Genomic DNA, 17499 nt, shown 5'->3' on the forward strand with positions numbered 1-17499 from the left:
TGACAGCGGGCCCGCATCCCCTCCGAGGTCGGGCACCGGCCCGAATGGCAGCTGGTCTTGGACATGCTCGATGAGCTGCGGGGCTGGGGACCGATCCCGCCCCTGGTGGTGATCGACGGGGGCTACAGCCAAGACGCAGCGTTCCGACTGGGCCTGGAAGATCGCACCATTGTTCACCTGGCGGTATCCGCTCCGACACCGCGGTGCTGCCCGGGGCGGCCCGGCGCATCAACGTGCCGTGGACGGGCCCCGGGCGACCACCGCTCGTGCGCTATCGCGACCCACCGGTCTCGGTCGCGCAGATCATTACTGAAGCCGGACGCGCTACCCGGCGCCGGGTGCTCTGGCACACCGGGTCCAAGGGCCCGCTGTCGGCCTCCTGCTTCGTCGCGCTGTTCGATTTGGGCGCGCAGTCGGAGCCCGGGATGTTGACCCTGCGACTGGACTGTCCCATGATCTGCAACCCGTTTCCAAGTGCTGATCATTAGGGTCACCGCCGGCCCTGGGACCGAAGGGCGGGCGGACCGGCGTACCCGTGCCGGATCCGGGCTGTGGGCAACGATGCGGACTACGGAGGCCCCGATGAAGCCGCAAAACGGTCAGGAGATCGCCGCTGAGCGAATCGACAGGTGTCTGCACGACGGAATGACCAGCCTTGATCTGTCCGGACTTTTCCTGTCCTCGGTGCCCGAATCGCTCAGGGCTCTGACCCACCTCACCGCACTCGATCTGAGCGGGAACGTGCTGGCCGGCCTGCCCGGGTGGTTCGAGGATCTCACCGCTCTGACGCGATTGGACCTGAGCCGCAACGAGCTGACCGCTCTGCCTGAGTCGTTCGGCGGTCTCACCGCTCTCACCGAACTCAGGCTGGGCTACAACAGGCTCACCGTCGTCCCCGAAGGGCTGGGAAGCCTTCCCGCTCTCACCGTACTGGACCTGAGGAGCAACCGGTTGACCACTCTCCCCGAATCGCCGGGAGAGTTCCCCGCCCTCACCGTGCTGGACCTGAGCGGCAATCGATTGGCTGATCTGCCCGAGCCGTGGACGGGCCTGTCTGCTCTCACCGTGCTGGACCTGAGCTACAACCGGCGGCTGACCGCCCTCCCGCCGCTGGACGGCCTCACCGCTCTGCGCTGGCTCAATCTGAGCTCCAACCGGTTCACCGTTCTCCCCGAGGGACTGACGACCCTTCCCGCTCTCGCCGTGCTGGACTTGAGCCACAACAAGCTGGTCACCTTCCCTGAGTCGCTGCGGACCCTCACCACTTTGACCACACTCGACCTGTGCCATATCGGACTGACCGCCCTCCCTGAATCGTCGGAGGGCTTTTCCGCGCTCACCGAACTCGACATACGTGGTAACCGGTTGACCGCTCTGCCTACCTGGCGAAGGGATATTCGCGTCGAAACCAACTTCGGGTCCCACTATCCCTTCTGAGGCCGGAACCCCTACCTGGGCTGCCGCAGCCTTGGTATGGCGAGCTGCCGCACCGGACGCCGCCGGACAACCGCCCCCGCTACGTCCTAGTGCTCCGGCTCCCAGGCGCGGAGCAGGTCGAGCAGCCCCGCGTCTCCGTCAACGTGCAAGGAGTCGGCCGGGATACGGTCGTACAAGTAGAGGACCAGCTCACTGGCCGTGCCATGGATGGAGGCACCGGCTGCGTCGGAGTCCTCGCCGGTCGCGGCAGTGGGCGCGGGGATGCGGGTGGAGCGTGCGCCGTCGCCGTCGACCGTGAGGCGCCAGGAGCGGCCCTCGGCGGTGTGGAAGTCGAAGGCCGTGGGCTTGTGCGGCCAGGCGCTGGGCGTGGCGACGCAGGTGAACAGGAACTCCTCGACACCGTCGAGGGCGATCTCGGCCCGCAGCGGCTGCGGGGCGCCCCCGGTGAGCTGGGCGTCGTAGGTGTGCACCGCGCTCTCCTGGACCCGGTGCCGGGCGACTCCGCCAGAGGTCCGCGGCGTCTGCAGGGCACTCCACCACGCCCAGCAGCCGGCGTCCGGGCCCGCCTCCCGCAGAGCGCTCAGCAGAAGCTGCGTCGAGGCGGCCAGCCAGGCCAGCAGGGCCTCACGCTCCCGCGGCACTTCCAAAGCGGCGCGCGCAGCGGCGGCCTCGGCCGGGGGAGCGTCGGCAGGCCCCGCGCCGACGATGGCGGCCCAGAAGCGGTCTCCCCCACCCAGGTGCTTCACCAGATCGAACAGCGTCCACTCGGGACAGGTCGGCACCTGTGCGTCGAGACTGGGCGCCGCGGCGACAGCGGAACGGAAGGCGGCCGACCGTTCGTCGATCAGTTGCAGCAGGTCAGGGAACTCAAGATTCTTTTCCACCCCGAATGTCTATCACCGTGTTCCGGTGATCGGACAGCGATTTTCACCGTCGCCGCCGGTTGGCCATTGCGGACGTCGTCCTCGCCTCCCACCGCCCGGGGGACAAGCTGCGCGCTACTGCGAGGACGCTGGTGGCGGCGGTACGCCCGGCGTCGTGCCTGTGAGTGCTCCGGCCTCGCCGTGCTGGAGACCGCGGTCGCCGACGGCCCGTCAGGAGCCGGACGGCAGAGGAGGACGGACCCTGAAAGCCGCAGCGGGTGATCCCCCTTCCCGAGCCGGGTGCGGGCGTCCTGTACGGGATCTGGGACGGGTGCGCCTTCGATGGAAGACTGCACGCATGCGCTCGACCATGGTCGCCATCCTCGTGTGGATGGTGCTGCGTCGCCGGAGGGGGATGCGGCCCACGGGCCCTGATTCAGCGGCACGACACGAACGCGCACGGGAAGGTGAACGGCCAGGACAGTGGCGGCCGGGCCATCACACCGGTTCCGCCGATCCCACGCGGCGCCCCGCCGATGTCGAGCCTCCGCCCGCACCGGTCTCTTCCCCGCCGGCGGGTCCGAGTAGACCGCGGATAGCGGGCCGCCTGGTGGCCTTCGTCCTGTTCACGCTCGCGGCCGGTGGTTTCGGGTGGCTGGCGTCGCCCATCATCCCCGACCCCGATTACACGGGGGACATCGGCTTCACCATCGAGTCCGACGCGAAACCCAGGTCACTCAAGATCACGGTGAGTATGGGAGCGGCCTGGGTGAATCTCCGAGTCGTTCTCGACTTCCCCGTGCCGACCGCCTACTGCGTTCCCGTCACGGTCGTGCTCAGAGGGGACGCCCGGCTCGACGACATCGGCACCCCCTACCCGTGGAGCACCCTGATCGACCGAGTCGAGGAGCGGGGTGACGACCAGTACATCATCGGCTCGGTGTGCTCGAACGTGGGCTATGTGATGGACTTCGGAGGGCGGCCGCACAAGCGTGCGGTGCGATCCAACTACCAGGTGACCGTGGTCGAGGGCCCTGCCGTCCATTGGGGCAGGTACCTGCCTGGCACCGAGGGCAGCGTGGAATGGATGTTCCTGGAACTCGCGGACGCCCGGCCCAGCGCATACAAGGTCGAGACCGCCTCGGTCGGTTTCGTGCCGTCCGAGCTGGTGTGGCGAAGCAGCGAACAGAGGGATACACCGCGCCCGTTCGCCACGCTCACCGATATCGCCGGAGACGAATGGGGCGACCGGCTCTTCTTCATCGCCGGAATCGTCGGCGGCCTGGCGGTGTCCATCCTGATCTCCGCCGTCGACCGCCGGGCGGACGCCCCCGCGACCGGAGGTCAGGCGTAGAGGGCACCGGTGTGATCTGTCCAGTTCTTGCAGTGGAAGACGAGGGTGCCGAGCTGCTCGCTTGGCGCGCGGGCCTCAAGGCGGTGACCGGCCTCGAGTTCCTGCTGCCTCCCAGCGATCCGGAACCCTCCCGGTGAGAACCGATCACCGTTGTGCGAGTGCTCTGACGGTTCCCCTGTCCATCACCTTCGTGTGCTCATCACGCTCGCGAGCCAGCCGTGGCGCCCACAGTGGTTCCCTCCGGTCGCCGTCCGCGGGCTCCTGACGGTAGAAGATGTCGATGTCGACCTCTTCGCCGCCCATGACCAGGGTGTCCCACGCACCACTGACGACCAGGGTGCGCAGGGTCTCACCGGACAGCTTGCCGAGGTGAGCGCGGAGGGAGGCGTCGTCGGGCAGGCCGGTGACGCGCTGCGCCAGGCGGGTCCGGACACGCCGCAGCCGCTCCATGAGCACCTCGACGTCGGCATCCCGCCCCGCCTGCGCGTCCTCGCCCTCGCCCGCCAGGGCCGTGGCGACGGTGTCCTTGATGGCCCGGGTGACGCCGTGCTCATCGGTGGTGACCATCGCCTGCCAGGCGCGGCTCTTGTGCCGGTACTGCAGCATCGCCATGGCCGCCTCGTGCCGGATGAAGTCCGCATCGCGGAAGGGCTGCCCGCGCCATGCCCGGCTGAGCGAGCGGGCCAGCGAGATGGCCGAGGCCAATCCGCTGTTGAGGCCGCGACCCGGCCAGAAGTGGATGGCGTTGGCCGCGTCGCCGAGCAGGAAGCCGTACGTGCCCGGCGTGGACGCGGTCGGCGCGTGCAGGCGCGCGGTGAACCGCGGCCGCTGCACCATGTCGAGCCGGAAAGCGGTGACGGCGCTCAGGTCACTCTCCCGCACGCCGAACATGACCAGCCCGTCCCTGACCCGCCGCCACAGGGCGGAGCCCTTGAGCAAGGCGGGCAGGAACAGCGTGCCGTGGGTGGAGCAGCGGAACTCGCCGTGGTCGTTGCGTCCCATCATGCAGGGGCTGGCGGCGACGCACTGCTCGAAGACGTGACGGACGGGATCGATCCCGATGACCTCCCTGGCCTCCTCGTCGGTGAGGCGCATGTTGAGGAAGCCCTCGCCGTCCAGGGCGTTCAGGAGGAAACGGTTCTGGGCCACGGTCAGCAGGACGCTCATGGCGTCGGGCAGGCCGGACCTCACCCGTAATCCCAGCACGACGTCCTGCAGGTGCCGGCCGTCCAGGGAGTAGATGGAGCTGTCCGCGGTGCCGAACTTGCCGGCGAAGTGCTCCCGCGTGCGCGAGCGCCCACCCTCGCAGATGGCCAGTACGTGCTCCTGTTTCACGCTCTGGTCGTGCTCCTCGGGCGAGAAGCGGGCGGGGACGAGCCGGATGCGACCGGGCTTGTCGCCGGCCATCTCCAGCAGCCTGTCCTCGATGGCGGCGATGCGGAGGTTGCGCGGCGCGTGGCCGCCGATGGAGTCCGGGCCGGCGGGCCACATCTCGGAGTACGCCCCGGGGGTGAACAGCCGCTCCTGCACCGATGCGGGGAGATTCAGGTACTGGCGGCTCTGGACCGTGACGACCTGCCGGCGGCGGACGTTGCCCTCGGCCTGCCCCTTCCACACGATCCGCGAGTCCTCCTCCATCCAGCGCCCGTCGTAGACGGTGACGGCGACCCGTGGACCCATGAGGTCCTCCAGCAGGAGCGCCAGGCTCAGTCCGACGGGACCGCCGCCCGAGATCGACACCCTCAAGACCGGAACCGATGGGTCGAGGAGCGTGGCGGCCTCATCAGTGACCTCGTCGGCGGTCTCGTCGGCGGCCAGGAAGCGGAAGCGCTCTTCGCCGATCATGATCAGGTCGCCCGGCCGGAGCACGTGTGATGTCACGCGCACGCCGTTGACCAGGGTTCCGTTCCGGCTGCCCAGGTCGTGCAGGACATAGCGCCCGCCCTCGTGCCGCACTCGCGCGTGGCAGCGTGAAGCGCGTCTGCTGGCGATCACCACGCTGGAGTCGGGCCTGCGGCCGAAGGTGGTGGGCGTGTCGCCGAGCGCGAAGCGTTGACCGCGGAGCGGGCCGTCGTCTCCGACGATGACAGGAGGCATGGGTCTCATCGTGAGCGAGCGCGCCCAGCCGTACCACTGAAAAATACGCTCACGGCTCCAGCCCGTCTGTCACTGCAGCAGTGAAGCCGTCGCCGAGAAGAAGGGCGAGTCGAGATCGAGCTCCTCGCGACGGTCGAAGCGCACCGGCGGCGGACTGGCAGGCCGCCCGGGGGCTGGTCGCGCCGCTGTTCTCTTCACAGCTGCACGGCGTGGCCTTGTCCTCCACCGGTCCGCGGCCTGCCAATGATCCACAAGTCGCCCACCAGTACCGGTTCCTAGCCTTGCCTTCGTCCTTCGCGCTCGAAGCGGCAGGACGCGAGCAGACCAGAGGCAGGCGCGACACCGGAAGGGACAGCCTTGAACGATGCCCGGTACAGCGAGAGAGTCATCGCCCAGGCGATCGCTGAGCGTATGGGCGAGGGGTCGACAGTCCTCGACCTGACCGGGCTCGAACTCCGCGTGTTACCCGAATCCCTGGGCGAGCTCACTCACCTGACCGGGTTGGACCTGTCCAACAACCGGTTGACCTCCTTACCGCAGTCCCTGGGTAACCTCACTCGGCTGATCTGGTTGGATGCGGATTCCAACCAGTTGACCGCTCTGCCGGAGTCCCTGGGTGACCTCACCCACCTGACCAGGCTGGATGTGAGCAACAACCGGCTGACCGCCCTGCCGGAGTCACTGGGCGACCTCACCGGCCTCGATGCGCTCACCGCGCGCGGAAACATGCTGGCCGGCCTGCCGGAGTCGCTGGGCAGGCTGGTCAACCTCAACTGGCTCAGCCTGGAGTACAACCGGCTGACCTCCTTGCCGGAATCGCTGGGCGAACTCACCAACCTCGACTACCTGTTCGTGATCGACAACCGGTTGACCGCCCTGCCGCAATCACTGGGCGACCTCACCCACCTGACCGAACTGGACCTGAGCCACAACCGGCTGACGGCTTTGCCGGAGACGCTGGGCGAACTCACCGACCTGCGCCGCCTCAACCTGTCCGACAACCGGCTGACTGCTTTGCCGGAGTCACTGGGCGACCTCACCCACCTGACCGAACTGGACCTGAGCCACAACCGGCTGACCGCCCTGCCGGAGACGCTGGGCGAACTCACCGACCTGCGCCGCCTCAACCTGTCCGACAACCGGCTGACCGCCCTGCCGGAGTCACTGGGCAACCTCACCAGGCTCACTCACCTGCGGGCGCGCGGTCCTTTGCTCACCGCCTTCCAGCTGATCTCCGTGCCGGAGTCGCTGGGCGAACTCACCCGCCTGCGCCGCCTCGATCTGTCCAACAACCGGCTGACCGCCCTGCCCCAATCACTGGGCGACCTCACCGAACTGACCGAACTGGACCTGGGCTACAACCGGCTGACCCGCGTACCGGAGACGCTGGGCGGCCTTACCCACCTGACCCGGCTGAATCTCTACGGCAACCTGCTGACCGGCCTGCCCGGGTCGCTGAAACCGCTGGTGGACATCACGCGCCTGTGACCTGCGACGACTCGCGCCATCACGTCGCGGCGAGACCCCCGTCGTGGTCCGCACCGAGACCGGCCAGAAGCTCACCCTGGTCGGCATCAACGCAGGCGCCGGAACCCTCGGATTGCGGGTCGTGCCGCCCGGTACGCAGGCGAGCGTCGCCGACCGGCCCGGCGACGCCGAACCTGAGGCGCACGGCAATCCCTGTGCGGAGCCGCCGGCCGGAGCCGGACACCGGCCTGCCATTGACTCCCTCTGCCCAGGTGGGAGGGTGAAGTCCTACCCTGACGGAAGAGGACGCCGATGTCCCACACCCAGGCCCAAGGCCCCGCCGCGCAAACACAGGCCATCCTGAGGGAACTGGCCAACGTCCATCAGAAGGCCCAGGCGGATCACAAGGTGGGGCAGCCTGGGCTGTACTCCCGGATCCTGGTGATCGTCGACGGCACGGCCCCCGTCGAGAACGAGTACGACAGCTGCTACATGACCCCGATCGCGCCGCCCGGCTCCGGTCAGGGCTACTACACCCTCACGGCGCCCCAAGGCACCGAAGGCGCCGAACGCCCTGCGGACATCAGCGTGGACGAGGCCAAGCTCTCGCAGGGCGACAGCGAGGTCGCCGCCCTGCTCGACGCCTACGAGTGGATCACCACGGCAGGCTTCCAGGCAGCGACCGAGAGCATCCGCATCGTGCTGGTCAGCAACATCGGGCCGTGCAACGCGTGCAAGGCCCGCCTCCAGATCTTCTACAACGACGTCCTCACCGCGGCCAGCGACGCGACGAGCAAGGCCTCCATCACGGTGGAAAGCATCTACGACACCGGCGACGCGTTCTTCGACACGGAGCGGGGTAACAGGATCGCCACGACGTACGGCTATCGGAACGCGACGAAAACGCCGTACGACATTTCGGGCCAGAAGGGTTCGTACTGGCAGTACGTCCTTCCCCGGCCGTACTGACCGTCGTTGCCGCTCGTCGAGGTCGCCAGGCAGGCCAGGGCCCGGCGGGGAGTGACCGGCCCGCGTCTCAGGAGGTCACAGGCGTTCGATGACGGTCACGTTGGCCTGGCCGCCGCCCTCGCACATGGTCTGCAGGCCGTACCGGCCGCCGGTGCGCTCCAGTTCGTGCAGGAGCGAGGTCATCAGCCGGGCTCCGGTGGCGCCGAGGGGGTGGCCCAGGGCGATCGCGCCGCCGTTGGGGTTGACCTTCGCCGGGTCGGCTCCCGTCTCCTTCAGCCAGGCCAGCACGACCGGGGCGAACGCCTCGTTGATCTCCACGGTGTCGATGTCGCCGATCGCCATGCCGGCCTTCTTCAGCGCGTGGGCCGTGGCGGGGATCGGCGCCGACAGCATCCGGATGGGGTCCTCGCCGCGCGCCGACAGGTGGTGGACGCGGGCGCGGGGCCGCAGGCCGTGGTCGCGTACGGCCTGCTCCGAGGCGATCAGCAGGGCCGCCGCGCCGTCGGAGATCTGCGAGGCCATCGCCGCGGTGAGCCGCCCGCCGTCCACCAGGGTCTTCAGCCCGGCCATCTTCTCCGGGGTGGTGTCCCGGCGCGGTCCCTCGTCGTGCTCGGCTCCCTCCAGGGGCGCGATCTCACGCGTGAAGCGTCCCTCGTCGATCGCCCGGATCGCCCGCCGGTGCGACTCGTAGGCGAAGGCCTCCATGTCCGGCCGGGACAGGCCCCAGTGCTCGGCGATCATCTCGGCGCCGCGGAACTGGGAGACCTCCTGCTCGCCGTACCGCTCCCGCCAGCCCCTGGATCCGGTGAACGGGCTGTCGAAGCCGAGCGCCTGCCCGGCGGTCATGGCGTAGCCGATGGGGATCTGCGACATGCTCTGCACTCCCCCGGCGACCACGAGGTCGGCGGTGCCGGACAGCACCGCCTGCGCCGCGAAGTGCACCGCCTGCTGGGAGGAGCCGCACTGGCGGTCGACGGTGACGCCCGGCACCTCCTCGGGCAGCCCGGCGGCCAGCCAGCAGGTGCGGGCGATGTCACCGGCCTGCGGGCCGACGGTGTCCACGCACCCGAAGATCACGTCCTCCACCGCGGCCGGGTCGATCCCGGAGCGCGTCATCAGGGCGGTCAGCGCGTGCGCGCCCAGGTCGGCGGGGTGCACGCCGGACAGGCCGCCGCCGCGCCTGCCCACGGGGGTGCGCACCGCCTCGACGATGTAAGCCTCGGATGCGGAACGGGCCATCGGTGACTCCTCAGGTCGACAGGATCCCTTCCAGGACCATCGCGATGTACTGCCTTGCGATCTCCTCCGCCGGCAGCGGGCCGTCGCCGCGGTACCAGCCCGCCGCCAGCCAGACCGTGTCGCGGATGAACCGGTAGATCAGCCCGGTGTCGAGGTCGGCGCGGAACTCGCCGTCCAGGACGCCCCGGTCGAGCACGGCCAGCCACGTCTCCCTGAAGCGCCGCTGGGACTCCTGCAGGTAACCGAAGCGCGGGTTGGCCGCCAGATGCTTGGACTCGTTCTGGTAGATCACGACCGCCGGGCGGTAGCGGTCGATCATCCGGAAGGACTCGGCGACGAGTTCCTGGAACGTCTCACGCGCGCCGAGCCCCGAGCCGAGCACCCGGTCGTAGGCCGCCCACATGTCGGTGAGGAACGTCGAGAGGATCTCGTCGACCATCGACTCCTTGGAGTCGAAGTGGTAGTAGAGGCTGCCGCCGAGGATGCCTGCGGCGTCGGCCACCTCGCGGACCGTGGTGGCGGCGTACCCCCGCGACGCGAACACCTCCGCCGCCGTGGCCAGCAGCCCGGCCCGCCGCTCGGCGCGGGCGGCCGCGGTGCTCTCGGAGTCTCGGCGTCGTGGGCTCATGGGACGTGGACCTCTCAGGGGTGCCGGCTGGAGACGGAGACGACCTCGCCCGTCATGTACGAGGAGTAGTCGCTGGCGAGGAAGACGATAACGTTGGCCACCTCCCACGGCTCCGCGGCCCGCCCGAGCGCCTCCTTCGCGGTGAGCTCGGCCAGCAGTTCCTCGGTGGTCACCTTGGCCAGGTTCGGATGCATGGCCAGCGAGGGTGCCACCGCGTTGACCCGCACGCCGTACGGCGCCGCCTCCACGGCCGCGCACCTGGTCAGCGCCATGACCCCGGCCTTGGCCGCCGCGTAGTGGGCCTGGCCCTCCTGCGCCCGCCAGCCGACCACCGAGGCGTTGTTGACGATCACGCCTCGCCCCCGCGGTTGCATGAGCGCCAGCGCGGCCCGGGTGCAGCGCATCGTGCCGGTCAGCGTGACGTCGAGGACCCGGTGCCACTGCTCGTCGGTCATCTCGGCGAGCTTGGCGGTGCCGCCGAGCCCGGCGTTGTTGACGACCACGTCCACCGGCCCCAGACGCTCCTCGGCGGCGGCGAACAGGGCGCGGACCTGCTCCTCGGAGGTCACGTCGCACGGCTGCGCGGCCACCGCGTCCGGGCCGAACTCCTTCTCCAGGACGGCCAGGCTCTCCGCCAGCCGCCGCCGGTGGGCGTCGCTGACCAGCACGCGGGCGCCCTCCTCCAGCAGGCGGCGGGCGCAGGCCCCGCCGATGCCGGTGCCGGCGGCGGCGGTCACCACCGCCACCCGGTCACGCAACAGGCCGTGGCCCGGGACGTAGGACGGCTTCACACCCTCTCCTCCCTGAGCGTCGCATGGTTTACTCTACCAAACAGTTGTTAGAAAGAATCAGGGCGGGCGCCGTACTCCTCCGCCCGGACGGATCGACGAGTGGGAAGGCGGTCGCCGATGGACCTCGACCTGTCGTCCGTGGAGCCGTTCCGCGCCGAGGTGCGGGACTGGCTGCGCGCCCACGTGCCCGACCCGCCGCTGCCCTCACTGGAGACCGAGGAGGGCTTCGCCGCCCACCGCGCCTGGGAGAGCGAGCTGGCCGGGGCCGGGCTCTCGGTCGTCTCCTGGCCCGGGCGGTACGGCGGGCGGGACGCCACTCCGCTGGAGTGGCTGGTCTTCGAGGAGGAGTACTACGCGGCCGGGGCGCCGGGCCGGGTCAGCCAGAACGGCATCAACCTGCTGGCGCCCACGCTGTTCCGGCACGGCACCCCCGAGCAGCTCGACCGGGTCCTGCCGCCGATGGCCTCCGGCGAGGAGATCTGGGCCCAGGCGTGGTCCGAGCCGGGCGCGGGCAGCGATCTGGCCGCCCTGCGCGCCACCGCGACCCGGACGGACGGCGGCTGGCTGCTCAACGGGCAGAAGACCTGGAGCTCGCGTGCGGCCTTCGCCGACCGCGGCTTCGGCCTGTTCCGCTCCGACCACGAGGCCGGGCGGCACCGCGGCCTGACGTACGTGATGTTCGCGCTGGAGGCCGAGGGGGTCACCCGGCGGCCGATCGGCCGCATCGACGGCAAGCCCGCCTTCGCCGAGCTGTTCCTCGACGACGTGTTCGTCGCCGACCGCGACGTCATCGGCGCACCCGGCGAGGGCTGGAAGGTGGCGATGAGCACGGCGGGCAACGAGCGCGGCCTCACGCTGCGCAGCCCCGGCCGCTTCCTGGCCGCCGCCGACCGGCTGCTCGCGCTCTGGCGTGAGCGCGCCGACCCCGCCGACACGGCGCTGCGCGACCGGGTGGCCGAGGTCTGGATCAAGGCGCGGGCCTACCGGCTCAAGGGCTTCGAGACGATCTCGCGCACCGAGGACGTCGGCGCCGAGGCCAGCATCAACAAGATCTTCTGGTCCGAGCTGGACGTGGCGCTGCACGAGACCGCGCTCGACCTGCTGGGCCCGGACGGCGAGCTCGACGGCGACTGGCTGGAGGGATACGTGTTCTCCCTGGCCGGTCCGATCTACGCCGGGACCAACGAGATCCAGCGCAACGTCGTCGCCGAGCGGGTGCTCGGGCTGCCCAGGGACCGGTCGTGATCCCGGGGCGGGACGCGGGGAAGGGGAGGCAGCGGTGAAGTTCGTCCTCGACGCCGAGCAGCGGCTGTTCGGCGAGACCCTGGACAAGCTGCTGGCCGGGGCGGGCACGCCGGGCGCGGTACGGGCCTGGGCCGCCGGGCAGCCGGGGCCCGGCCTGGCCCTGTGGCGCTCACTCGCCGGGGCCGGGGTCTTCGCGCTGGCCGTACCCGAGAGCGCGGGCGGGGCCGGGCCGCTGCCGGTGGAGCTGGTGACCGCCTTCCACGAACTCGGCCGGCACGCCGCGCCCGGACCGCTGGCCGAGACCGTCGCCGCGGCCGTCCTGCTCGACCGGCTCGGCGGCGGGACAGCCGCCCGGGGAAGCCCCGGATCCCGCGGTCCCGGCACCGCGGGATCCGGTGAGGACCGCGACCGCGGACTCGCGGGATCCGCCGCCGGATGGCTGCCGCGGATCGCCGAGGGCGGGGCCGTCGTCTCGCTCGCGCTGCCCCCGGCCGTGCCGTACGCGCTGGACGCCGACGTCGCCGATCTCGTCCTGGTCGTGGACGGCGACGAACTGCGCGAGGCCGCGCCCGGGACGGCGATGACCTCCCTGGACCCGGCCCGGCGGCTGTTCCCGGTCACCGCGGGTGCGGTGCTGGCCTCCGGCCCGCAGGTACGGCGGGCGGCCGCGGCGGCCTGCGACATGGGCGCGCTGGCCTGCGCCGCCCAATCGGTCGGGGTGGGGCGGCGGCTGCTGGAGGTCACGGTGGAGTACGCCGCCGCGCGACGGCAGTTCGGCCGGCCGATCGGGGAGTTCCAGGCGGTCAAGCACCACCTCGCCGGCGTGCTCGTGGACCTGGAGTACGCCCGGCCGCTGGTCCACGGCGCGGCCCTGTCGTACGGCTCGCCGGACTTCCCGCGCGAGGTGTCGGCCGCCAAGGCCGCGGCCTCGGAGGCCGCCTACGCGGCGGCCAGGATCGCCCTGCAGGTGCACGGTGCGATCGGCTACACCGACGAGTACGACGCGAGCCTGTGGATCCGCAAGGCCCGCGCCCTGTACTCGGCCTGGGGCTCCCCCGCCGGCCACCGCGCCCGCGTGATCGCCTCCCTGACGACCGGCTGATCTCCTGACGACCGGCTGCCCCCTGGCGGGCGGCCGGCCCGCTGCGGCCCTCGGCCGGAGCCCGAGGGCCGCGTGAGGGTGCGGCGCGGCTCAGTCGGTCTCGCAGGAGATCTCCACCTCGGCGATGCAGCTGTCGGCGCCGGTGCCGGCGTCGGCGGTGTCGAAGCCCAGCTCTCCGCTGATGACGTCGTTGCCGCCGAAGGTGCGCATCGTGTCGGTGCCCGGGCCCCCGGCGACGATGTCCTGGTTCGGCCCGCCGAAGTAGTCGTCGTTCCCGTCGTCCAGGAAGACCGTCACGGGCAGGGCCGAGAGGCCGGTGTCGTTCCTGACGACGTCACGGCCGCCGCGGGTCCTGATCAGGGCCTTGGTGACGCCGCTGCGCGGGCAGCGCACGGCGTTGTTGATCTTCGTGCACACAGAGTTGGGAGCCAGCGTGTCATTGAGGTTGACCACCTCGATGAAGCTCCCGTTGACGCTCATCGTGATGGTGTCGGACACGTCGGTGCCGTTGATGAAGAGCTGCCCGCCCGCCAATTCACCACAAATACCTTAAGTCGGAAATTTTCATTCATTTCTTGATTAAGAATTTTTGTCGTGAGATTTGAGCCGGAAACGCGCTATACCCCATAATGCAGGCGTTATCAAAGCGAGACATCTCACAGGTATTCCTGTGCAACACCGCACGCGTCCCATACCACGAAAGAGTGCATTCTCATCCCGAATAATGCGATGGCCGGCCGGGTGCCGCTCACGGGGAACCGGAAATTGCGGCCGCCTTCGCGTCCCGGCACGGGCCGGTGAGGAACGAGGCACGCCGTGACGACAGAGAACATCATCGACAGCACCGAGAACGAGAGGAACCGGGCGCACAGCCGGGGAAACGTCTGGATCACCTCGGCCACGGCGCTCGTCACCGCCGCCCTCACCCTGGCCGGCACCATCGCGGGGATCTACTTCTCCCCCCGCGACGTCGCCGGACGGGTCGCGCCGAACGCGGCGGTCACCGCGACGGCCGTCCGGTCGGTGTTCCACACGGTCACGGCCACCGCCACGGTCACCGCGACCCCCGCGGAGGCGGCGGAGCCCGCCACCGCGGAGCCGTCCGGCGGCACCGGAGGGGACGGGACGGCGGGAGGCGCGTCCGTCCATCTGGCCGAACTGAAGGACGCCGTCACCGCACGGCAGGGCAGTTCGGGCGCCGGGGCCTACAAAGTCAACGGCCATTCGTATTTGCACAGCATCGGAATGGAGATATGGTCCGCCGGCTACACCTCGTGGGCCGAGTACACCCTTGACGGGTCATATCGAACATTCAGCACCACTCTCGGCCTCAACGACGAACTGGCCACCGACTCGTCCGTCGAGTTCGTCATTTCCGGAAACGGGCGGGTGCTGTACCGCAAGACCGTGAAATACACCCAGCGGGTGAAGGCCGACGTGGACGTCACCGGTCTGGTGAAGCTGCGCCTGGCCGTGGCCCGCGTCGGCGGGAAGACCGACGCCCATCTCGGAGGAGCCGTCTTCGGCGACGCGACACTGAGCCGCTGAGCCGCTGAGCCGCCGACGGGATGGATCCCGTCCACCCCCGCCCCTTCACCGTCCGAACCACACCAGCCGTCCGAACCACACCAGGGAGGAAGAATGAACGACCAGCCCCGCCACCGCGCCGGTTCCCGAACCATCGCCACGGACGCCGCGCCGCCGGCCGTACACCCCGACCTCACCGCGCATCCCGACCTCACCGCGCATCCCGACCTCACCGCGCACTCCGAGCCCGCCGCGCGAGCGGCCGCGCGGCCGGAGACGGCGGCCCGGCCGGTCGAGCACTCCGAGGCGACCGCCCCGCCGGTCGAGTGGCCCGCCGTCCGGCCCGTCTCCACCGGTCTGCAGATGAAGCGCCGCAACCCGTTCGGGGCCTGGCTCGGCCTGCCGCTGATCACCTTCGGGTTCTACGTCTTCATCTGGTACTACCTCGTCCACAGCGAGCTGGCCGACTTCGACCGGCGTCGCGTCATCAGTCCCTCCTCCGCCCTCATGGCGCTCATCTTCGGGTGGGTCACCGCGGGCGTCTGGACGATGGTCAGCTTCTACACCGCGGGTAAGAAGATCGCGAATGCCCAGCGGGCCGCCGGCCTCGCCCCCACCTGCAGCGGCGGCCTCGGGCTCGCACTGTCGTTCGTCTTCGGCCTCGGCGTCCTGTACTACCAGAGCGAGCTGAACAAGGTCGTACGGGCCAACGAGACCACTCCCCCCGGCCACGAGGTGCCGCTGTACGCCTGACGGCGACCGGTTCGCGGAGGCCGCCGAGACGGCACAGGACGACGGGCCCGAGGAGATCCGCTCCGAGTGAAGCGCGACCGCAGGAGATCAGGCCGTCAGGTGCGTGTTCAGGCCGCGCAGGATGCCGGCGGCGCGGGTGACGACGGCGTCGATCAGTTCCTCGCAGGAGGGCAGGTCCTCGATGACGGCCACCACCTGGCCGGAGGCCATCACTCCCAGGTCGGGGCGGCCCTCCACCATCGCCGCCCTGAGCAGCATGGGCGTGTTGGCGGCCATCAGGACCTGGGACCAGGTCAGTTCCCTGCCGTGTCTCATGGCCAGCCCGTCGCGGATCACGGCGGGCCAGGTCATCCCCGAGATCCGGCGGAACCTGGCGGCGTTGCGCACCGCGCGGGCCAGGCCGGACAGCCGGCCCGAGCGTTCCAGGCCGTCCACCAGCGGCGTGCGCAGCACCCGGTGCGGCATGCCGTCCACCTGGCGGGTGACCACGGTCTCCGACATGCCCAGGTAGAAGCGCTTGACCTCCTCGGGGACCGAGCTGTCGGAGGTCAGCAGGAACCTGGTGCCCATGGCCACGCCCGCCGCGCCGTACGCCAGCGCCGCGGCCAGGCCGCGCCCGTCGAAGAAGCCGCCCGCGGCGATCACCGGGATGCCGACCGCGTCGACGATCTGCGGGAGCAGCAGCGTGGTGGCGACGGGCCCGGTGTGGCCGCCGCCCTCGCCGCCCTGGACCAGTACGGCGTCGGCGCCCCAGGCCGCCACCTTCTCGGCGTGCCGCCGGGCCCCGACCGACGGGATCACCACGACGCCCGCCTCCTTCAGCCTGTCGATCAGCTCCCGGCGGGGGGCCAGGGCGAACGAGGCGACCTTCACCCCGCTCTTGATCAGCAGGTCGACGCGATCGCCCGCGTCGGCGGCGTCGGCGCGTAGGTTCACCCCGAAGGGCGCCTCGGTGCGCGAGCGGACCTCCTCGACGGCGGCGGCCAGCTGCTCCAGGGTCATGGTGGCCGAGGCGAGGATGCCCAGGCCGCCGGCCTCGGCCACCGCGGAGACCAGCCGCGGGCCGGCCACCCAGCCCATCCCGGTCTGCACGACCGGGTGGCGGACCCCGGCCAGCCGCGTCAGCGGCGTGTCCAGCACCTGATCGATCACGGTCGTCCCTCCCCGGCCTGCGCAGCGCCCGCGCCGGGCGCCCGCCCGGTCATGCCCGCACCTCCCGTTCGCGCAGGGCCTTGGGGTCGAGGACCTCGCGGATCAGCCGGAGCTCCTCATCGGTCGGCGTCCGGGTCGGGGGCACCTCGCCCTCGATCGCCGGCTCGAAGCCGGTGGCGGCCAGGACCTGCTCGACCTCCACTCCGGGGTGGACCGAGACCAGCCGCATCGACCCGTCGGGCGTGCCGAAGTCGAAGACCCCCAAATCGGTCACGACCCGGCGCAGGTCATGGAAACGGGAGGCGCGGGCGCCCAGTTCGGCCGCCCGGTCGCCTCCGACGCCGCTGACCGTGTCCACCTTCGGCACGAACACACGGGGCGAGTGCCGGGGGATCCAGTAGCTGGTCGGGTCGCAGATCGTGTTGCCGGGGGCGCCGCGCACGCCGAGCAGTTGTGAGGCCGGGCGCTCCCACGCGCCGATCGCCGAGATGTTGGTGTTGCCGTACCGGTCGATCTGAGAGGCGCCCATCATCACGTGCCGGCGCCCGTTCTGCACCAGCCACAGGTGCTCGCGGAACGGCAGCCACCCCTCGACCGGTCCCGCGGGCGCCCCGATCGGCACCGGTCCGGCGGTGAGCAGCGCGCCGCCGTCGGTGGTCAGCAGGCCGGGCTCGAAGGTGAGCCGGGCCAGGCGCGCCCCCAGGATGGAGCAGGTGCCCATCGCCGCGGCCAGGATCTCCCCGTCCCCGCGCCAGGCCTCGGCACAGGCCACCACGCAGATCTCCGCCCGGGTCGCGCTCATCGGGCCTCCCTCCCCGTACGGCTGCGCGGGGCCCGCTCCCCCGCCGTCCGGCTGCGCCCGCGGGTCGCGCTCA

Annotated in this window: 17 protein-coding genes and 1 pseudogene; 10 read left to right on the top strand and 8 right to left on the bottom strand. The window is 70.7% G+C overall.

Features of this window, described 5'->3' with window-relative positions; translation table 11 throughout:
• Nucleotides 1-15: 15 nt before the first annotated feature.
• From Pta02_RS42395 to Pta02_RS34720, 3 genes and pseudogenes are all read left to right on the top strand, one after another.
• Nucleotides 16-159: pseudogene (locus Pta02_RS42395) on the top strand (transposase); the annotation flags it as partial.
• A 26-nt stretch (nucleotides 160-185) separates the two neighbouring features.
• The gene (locus tag Pta02_RS42400; RefSeq protein ID WP_373872431.1) at nucleotides 186-488 is read left to right on the top strand and encodes a hypothetical protein; all 303 of its coding nucleotides are present in this window, start codon (nucleotides 186-188) and stop codon (nucleotides 486-488) included.
• A 94-nt stretch (nucleotides 489-582) separates the two neighbouring features.
• Nucleotides 583-1437, top strand: coding sequence for a leucine-rich repeat domain-containing protein (locus tag Pta02_RS34720; RefSeq protein ID WP_203879247.1), 855 nt, complete (start codon nucleotides 583-585; stop codon nucleotides 1435-1437).
• A gap of 86 nt (nucleotides 1438-1523) precedes the next feature.
• On the opposite strand, the gene Pta02_RS34725 is transcribed toward Pta02_RS34720, so the two are convergent.
• Nucleotides 1524-2321, bottom strand: a complete 798-nt coding sequence (locus tag Pta02_RS34725; RefSeq protein ID WP_203879248.1) for a maleylpyruvate isomerase family mycothiol-dependent enzyme — start codon at nucleotides 2319-2321, stop codon at nucleotides 1524-1526.
• Between the two features lie 589 nt (nucleotides 2322-2910).
• Here Pta02_RS34725 and Pta02_RS34730 point away from each other — a divergent pair.
• Complete coding sequence (locus Pta02_RS34730; RefSeq protein WP_203879249.1) at nucleotides 2911-3654, top strand: hypothetical protein; 744 nt, start codon at nucleotides 2911-2913, stop codon at nucleotides 3652-3654.
• A 144-nt stretch (nucleotides 3655-3798) separates the two neighbouring features.
• Here the strand turns inward: Pta02_RS34730 and Pta02_RS34735 are convergent, their stop codons facing one another.
• Nucleotides 3799-5751 carry an FHA domain-containing protein gene (locus Pta02_RS34735; protein WP_203879250.1) on the bottom strand — a complete coding sequence of 651 codons (1953 nt, stop codon included), beginning with the start codon at nucleotides 5749-5751 and terminating at the stop codon, nucleotides 3799-3801.
• 411 nt (nucleotides 5752-6162) lie between these two features.
• Here Pta02_RS34735 and Pta02_RS34740 point away from each other — a divergent pair, with 411 nt between their 5' ends.
• Together Pta02_RS34740 and Pta02_RS34745 are read left to right on the top strand one after the other, a co-directional pair.
• A complete protein-coding gene (locus Pta02_RS34740) occupies nucleotides 6163-7239 on the top strand; it encodes a leucine-rich repeat domain-containing protein (protein ID WP_373872432.1) in 1077 nt (358 codons plus the stop codon).
• Between the two features lie 387 nt (nucleotides 7240-7626).
• Nucleotides 7627-8187, top strand: a complete 561-nt coding sequence (locus tag Pta02_RS34745) for a hypothetical protein (RefSeq protein WP_203879252.1) — start codon at nucleotides 7627-7629, stop codon at nucleotides 8185-8187.
• Nucleotides 8188-8262: 75 nt separating this feature from the next.
• On the opposite strand, the gene Pta02_RS34750 is transcribed toward Pta02_RS34745, so the two are convergent.
• Genes Pta02_RS34750 through Pta02_RS34760 form a run of 3 tightly spaced genes read right to left on the bottom strand, consistent with a single transcriptional unit; the run spans nucleotide 8263 to nucleotide 10845 of the window.
• Nucleotides 8263-9426, bottom strand: coding sequence for an acetyl-CoA C-acetyltransferase (locus Pta02_RS34750; RefSeq protein ID WP_203879253.1), 1164 nt, complete (start codon nucleotides 9424-9426; stop codon nucleotides 8263-8265).
• 10 nt (nucleotides 9427-9436) lie between these two features.
• Complete coding sequence (locus tag Pta02_RS34755; RefSeq protein ID WP_203879254.1) at nucleotides 9437-10054, bottom strand: TetR/AcrR family transcriptional regulator; 618 nt, start codon at nucleotides 10052-10054, stop codon at nucleotides 9437-9439.
• Between the two features lie 14 nt (nucleotides 10055-10068).
• The gene (locus Pta02_RS34760) at nucleotides 10069-10845 is read right to left on the bottom strand and encodes an SDR family oxidoreductase (protein ID WP_203879255.1); all 777 of its coding nucleotides are present in this window, start codon (nucleotides 10843-10845) and stop codon (nucleotides 10069-10071) included.
• Between the two features lie 117 nt (nucleotides 10846-10962).
• Here Pta02_RS34760 and Pta02_RS34765 point away from each other — a divergent pair, with 117 nt between their 5' ends.
• Entirely contained in the window at nucleotides 10963-12090 is a 1128-nt protein-coding gene (locus Pta02_RS34765) for an acyl-CoA dehydrogenase family protein (protein ID WP_203879262.1), read from the top strand.
• Between the two features lie 34 nt (nucleotides 12091-12124).
• Nucleotides 12125-13192, top strand: a complete 1068-nt coding sequence (locus Pta02_RS34770) for an acyl-CoA dehydrogenase family protein (RefSeq protein WP_203879256.1) — start codon at nucleotides 12125-12127, stop codon at nucleotides 13190-13192.
• 90 nt (nucleotides 13193-13282) lie between these two features.
• On the opposite strand, the gene Pta02_RS34775 is transcribed toward Pta02_RS34770, so the two are convergent.
• The gene (locus Pta02_RS34775) at nucleotides 13283-13726 is read right to left on the bottom strand and encodes a hypothetical protein (RefSeq protein ID WP_203879257.1); all 444 of its coding nucleotides are present in this window, start codon (nucleotides 13724-13726) and stop codon (nucleotides 13283-13285) included.
• A 282-nt stretch (nucleotides 13727-14008) separates the two neighbouring features.
• Between Pta02_RS34775 and Pta02_RS34780 the strand changes: the two genes are divergently transcribed.
• Together Pta02_RS34780 and Pta02_RS34785 are read left to right on the top strand one after the other, a co-directional pair.
• Complete coding sequence (locus Pta02_RS34780) at nucleotides 14009-14740, top strand: NPCBM/NEW2 domain-containing protein (protein WP_203879258.1); 732 nt, start codon at nucleotides 14009-14011, stop codon at nucleotides 14738-14740.
• 93 nt (nucleotides 14741-14833) lie between these two features.
• Nucleotides 14834-15472 (top strand): DUF4234 domain-containing protein, encoded by a 639-nt coding sequence (locus tag Pta02_RS34785; RefSeq protein ID WP_203879259.1) that lies wholly within the window; start codon nucleotides 14834-14836, stop codon nucleotides 15470-15472.
• An 87-nt stretch (nucleotides 15473-15559) separates the two neighbouring features.
• Here the strand turns inward: Pta02_RS34785 and Pta02_RS34790 are convergent, their stop codons facing one another.
• Both Pta02_RS34790 and Pta02_RS34795 read right to left on the bottom strand, forming a co-directional pair.
• Nucleotides 15560-16621 carry an NAD(P)H-dependent flavin oxidoreductase gene (locus Pta02_RS34790; RefSeq protein WP_239131469.1) on the bottom strand — a complete coding sequence of 354 codons (1062 nt, stop codon included), beginning with the start codon at nucleotides 16619-16621 and terminating at the stop codon, nucleotides 15560-15562.
• A gap of 52 nt (nucleotides 16622-16673) precedes the next feature.
• Nucleotides 16674-17426 (bottom strand): CoA-transferase subunit beta, encoded by a 753-nt coding sequence (locus Pta02_RS34795; RefSeq protein ID WP_203879264.1) that lies wholly within the window; start codon nucleotides 17424-17426, stop codon nucleotides 16674-16676.
• Between the last annotated feature and the right edge of the window lie 73 nt (nucleotides 17427-17499).

This window comes from Paraplanobispora takensis (genome assembly GCF_016863195.1).
Taxonomy (GTDB): Bacteria; Actinomycetota; Actinomycetes; order Streptosporangiales; family Streptosporangiaceae; genus Planobispora; species Planobispora takensis.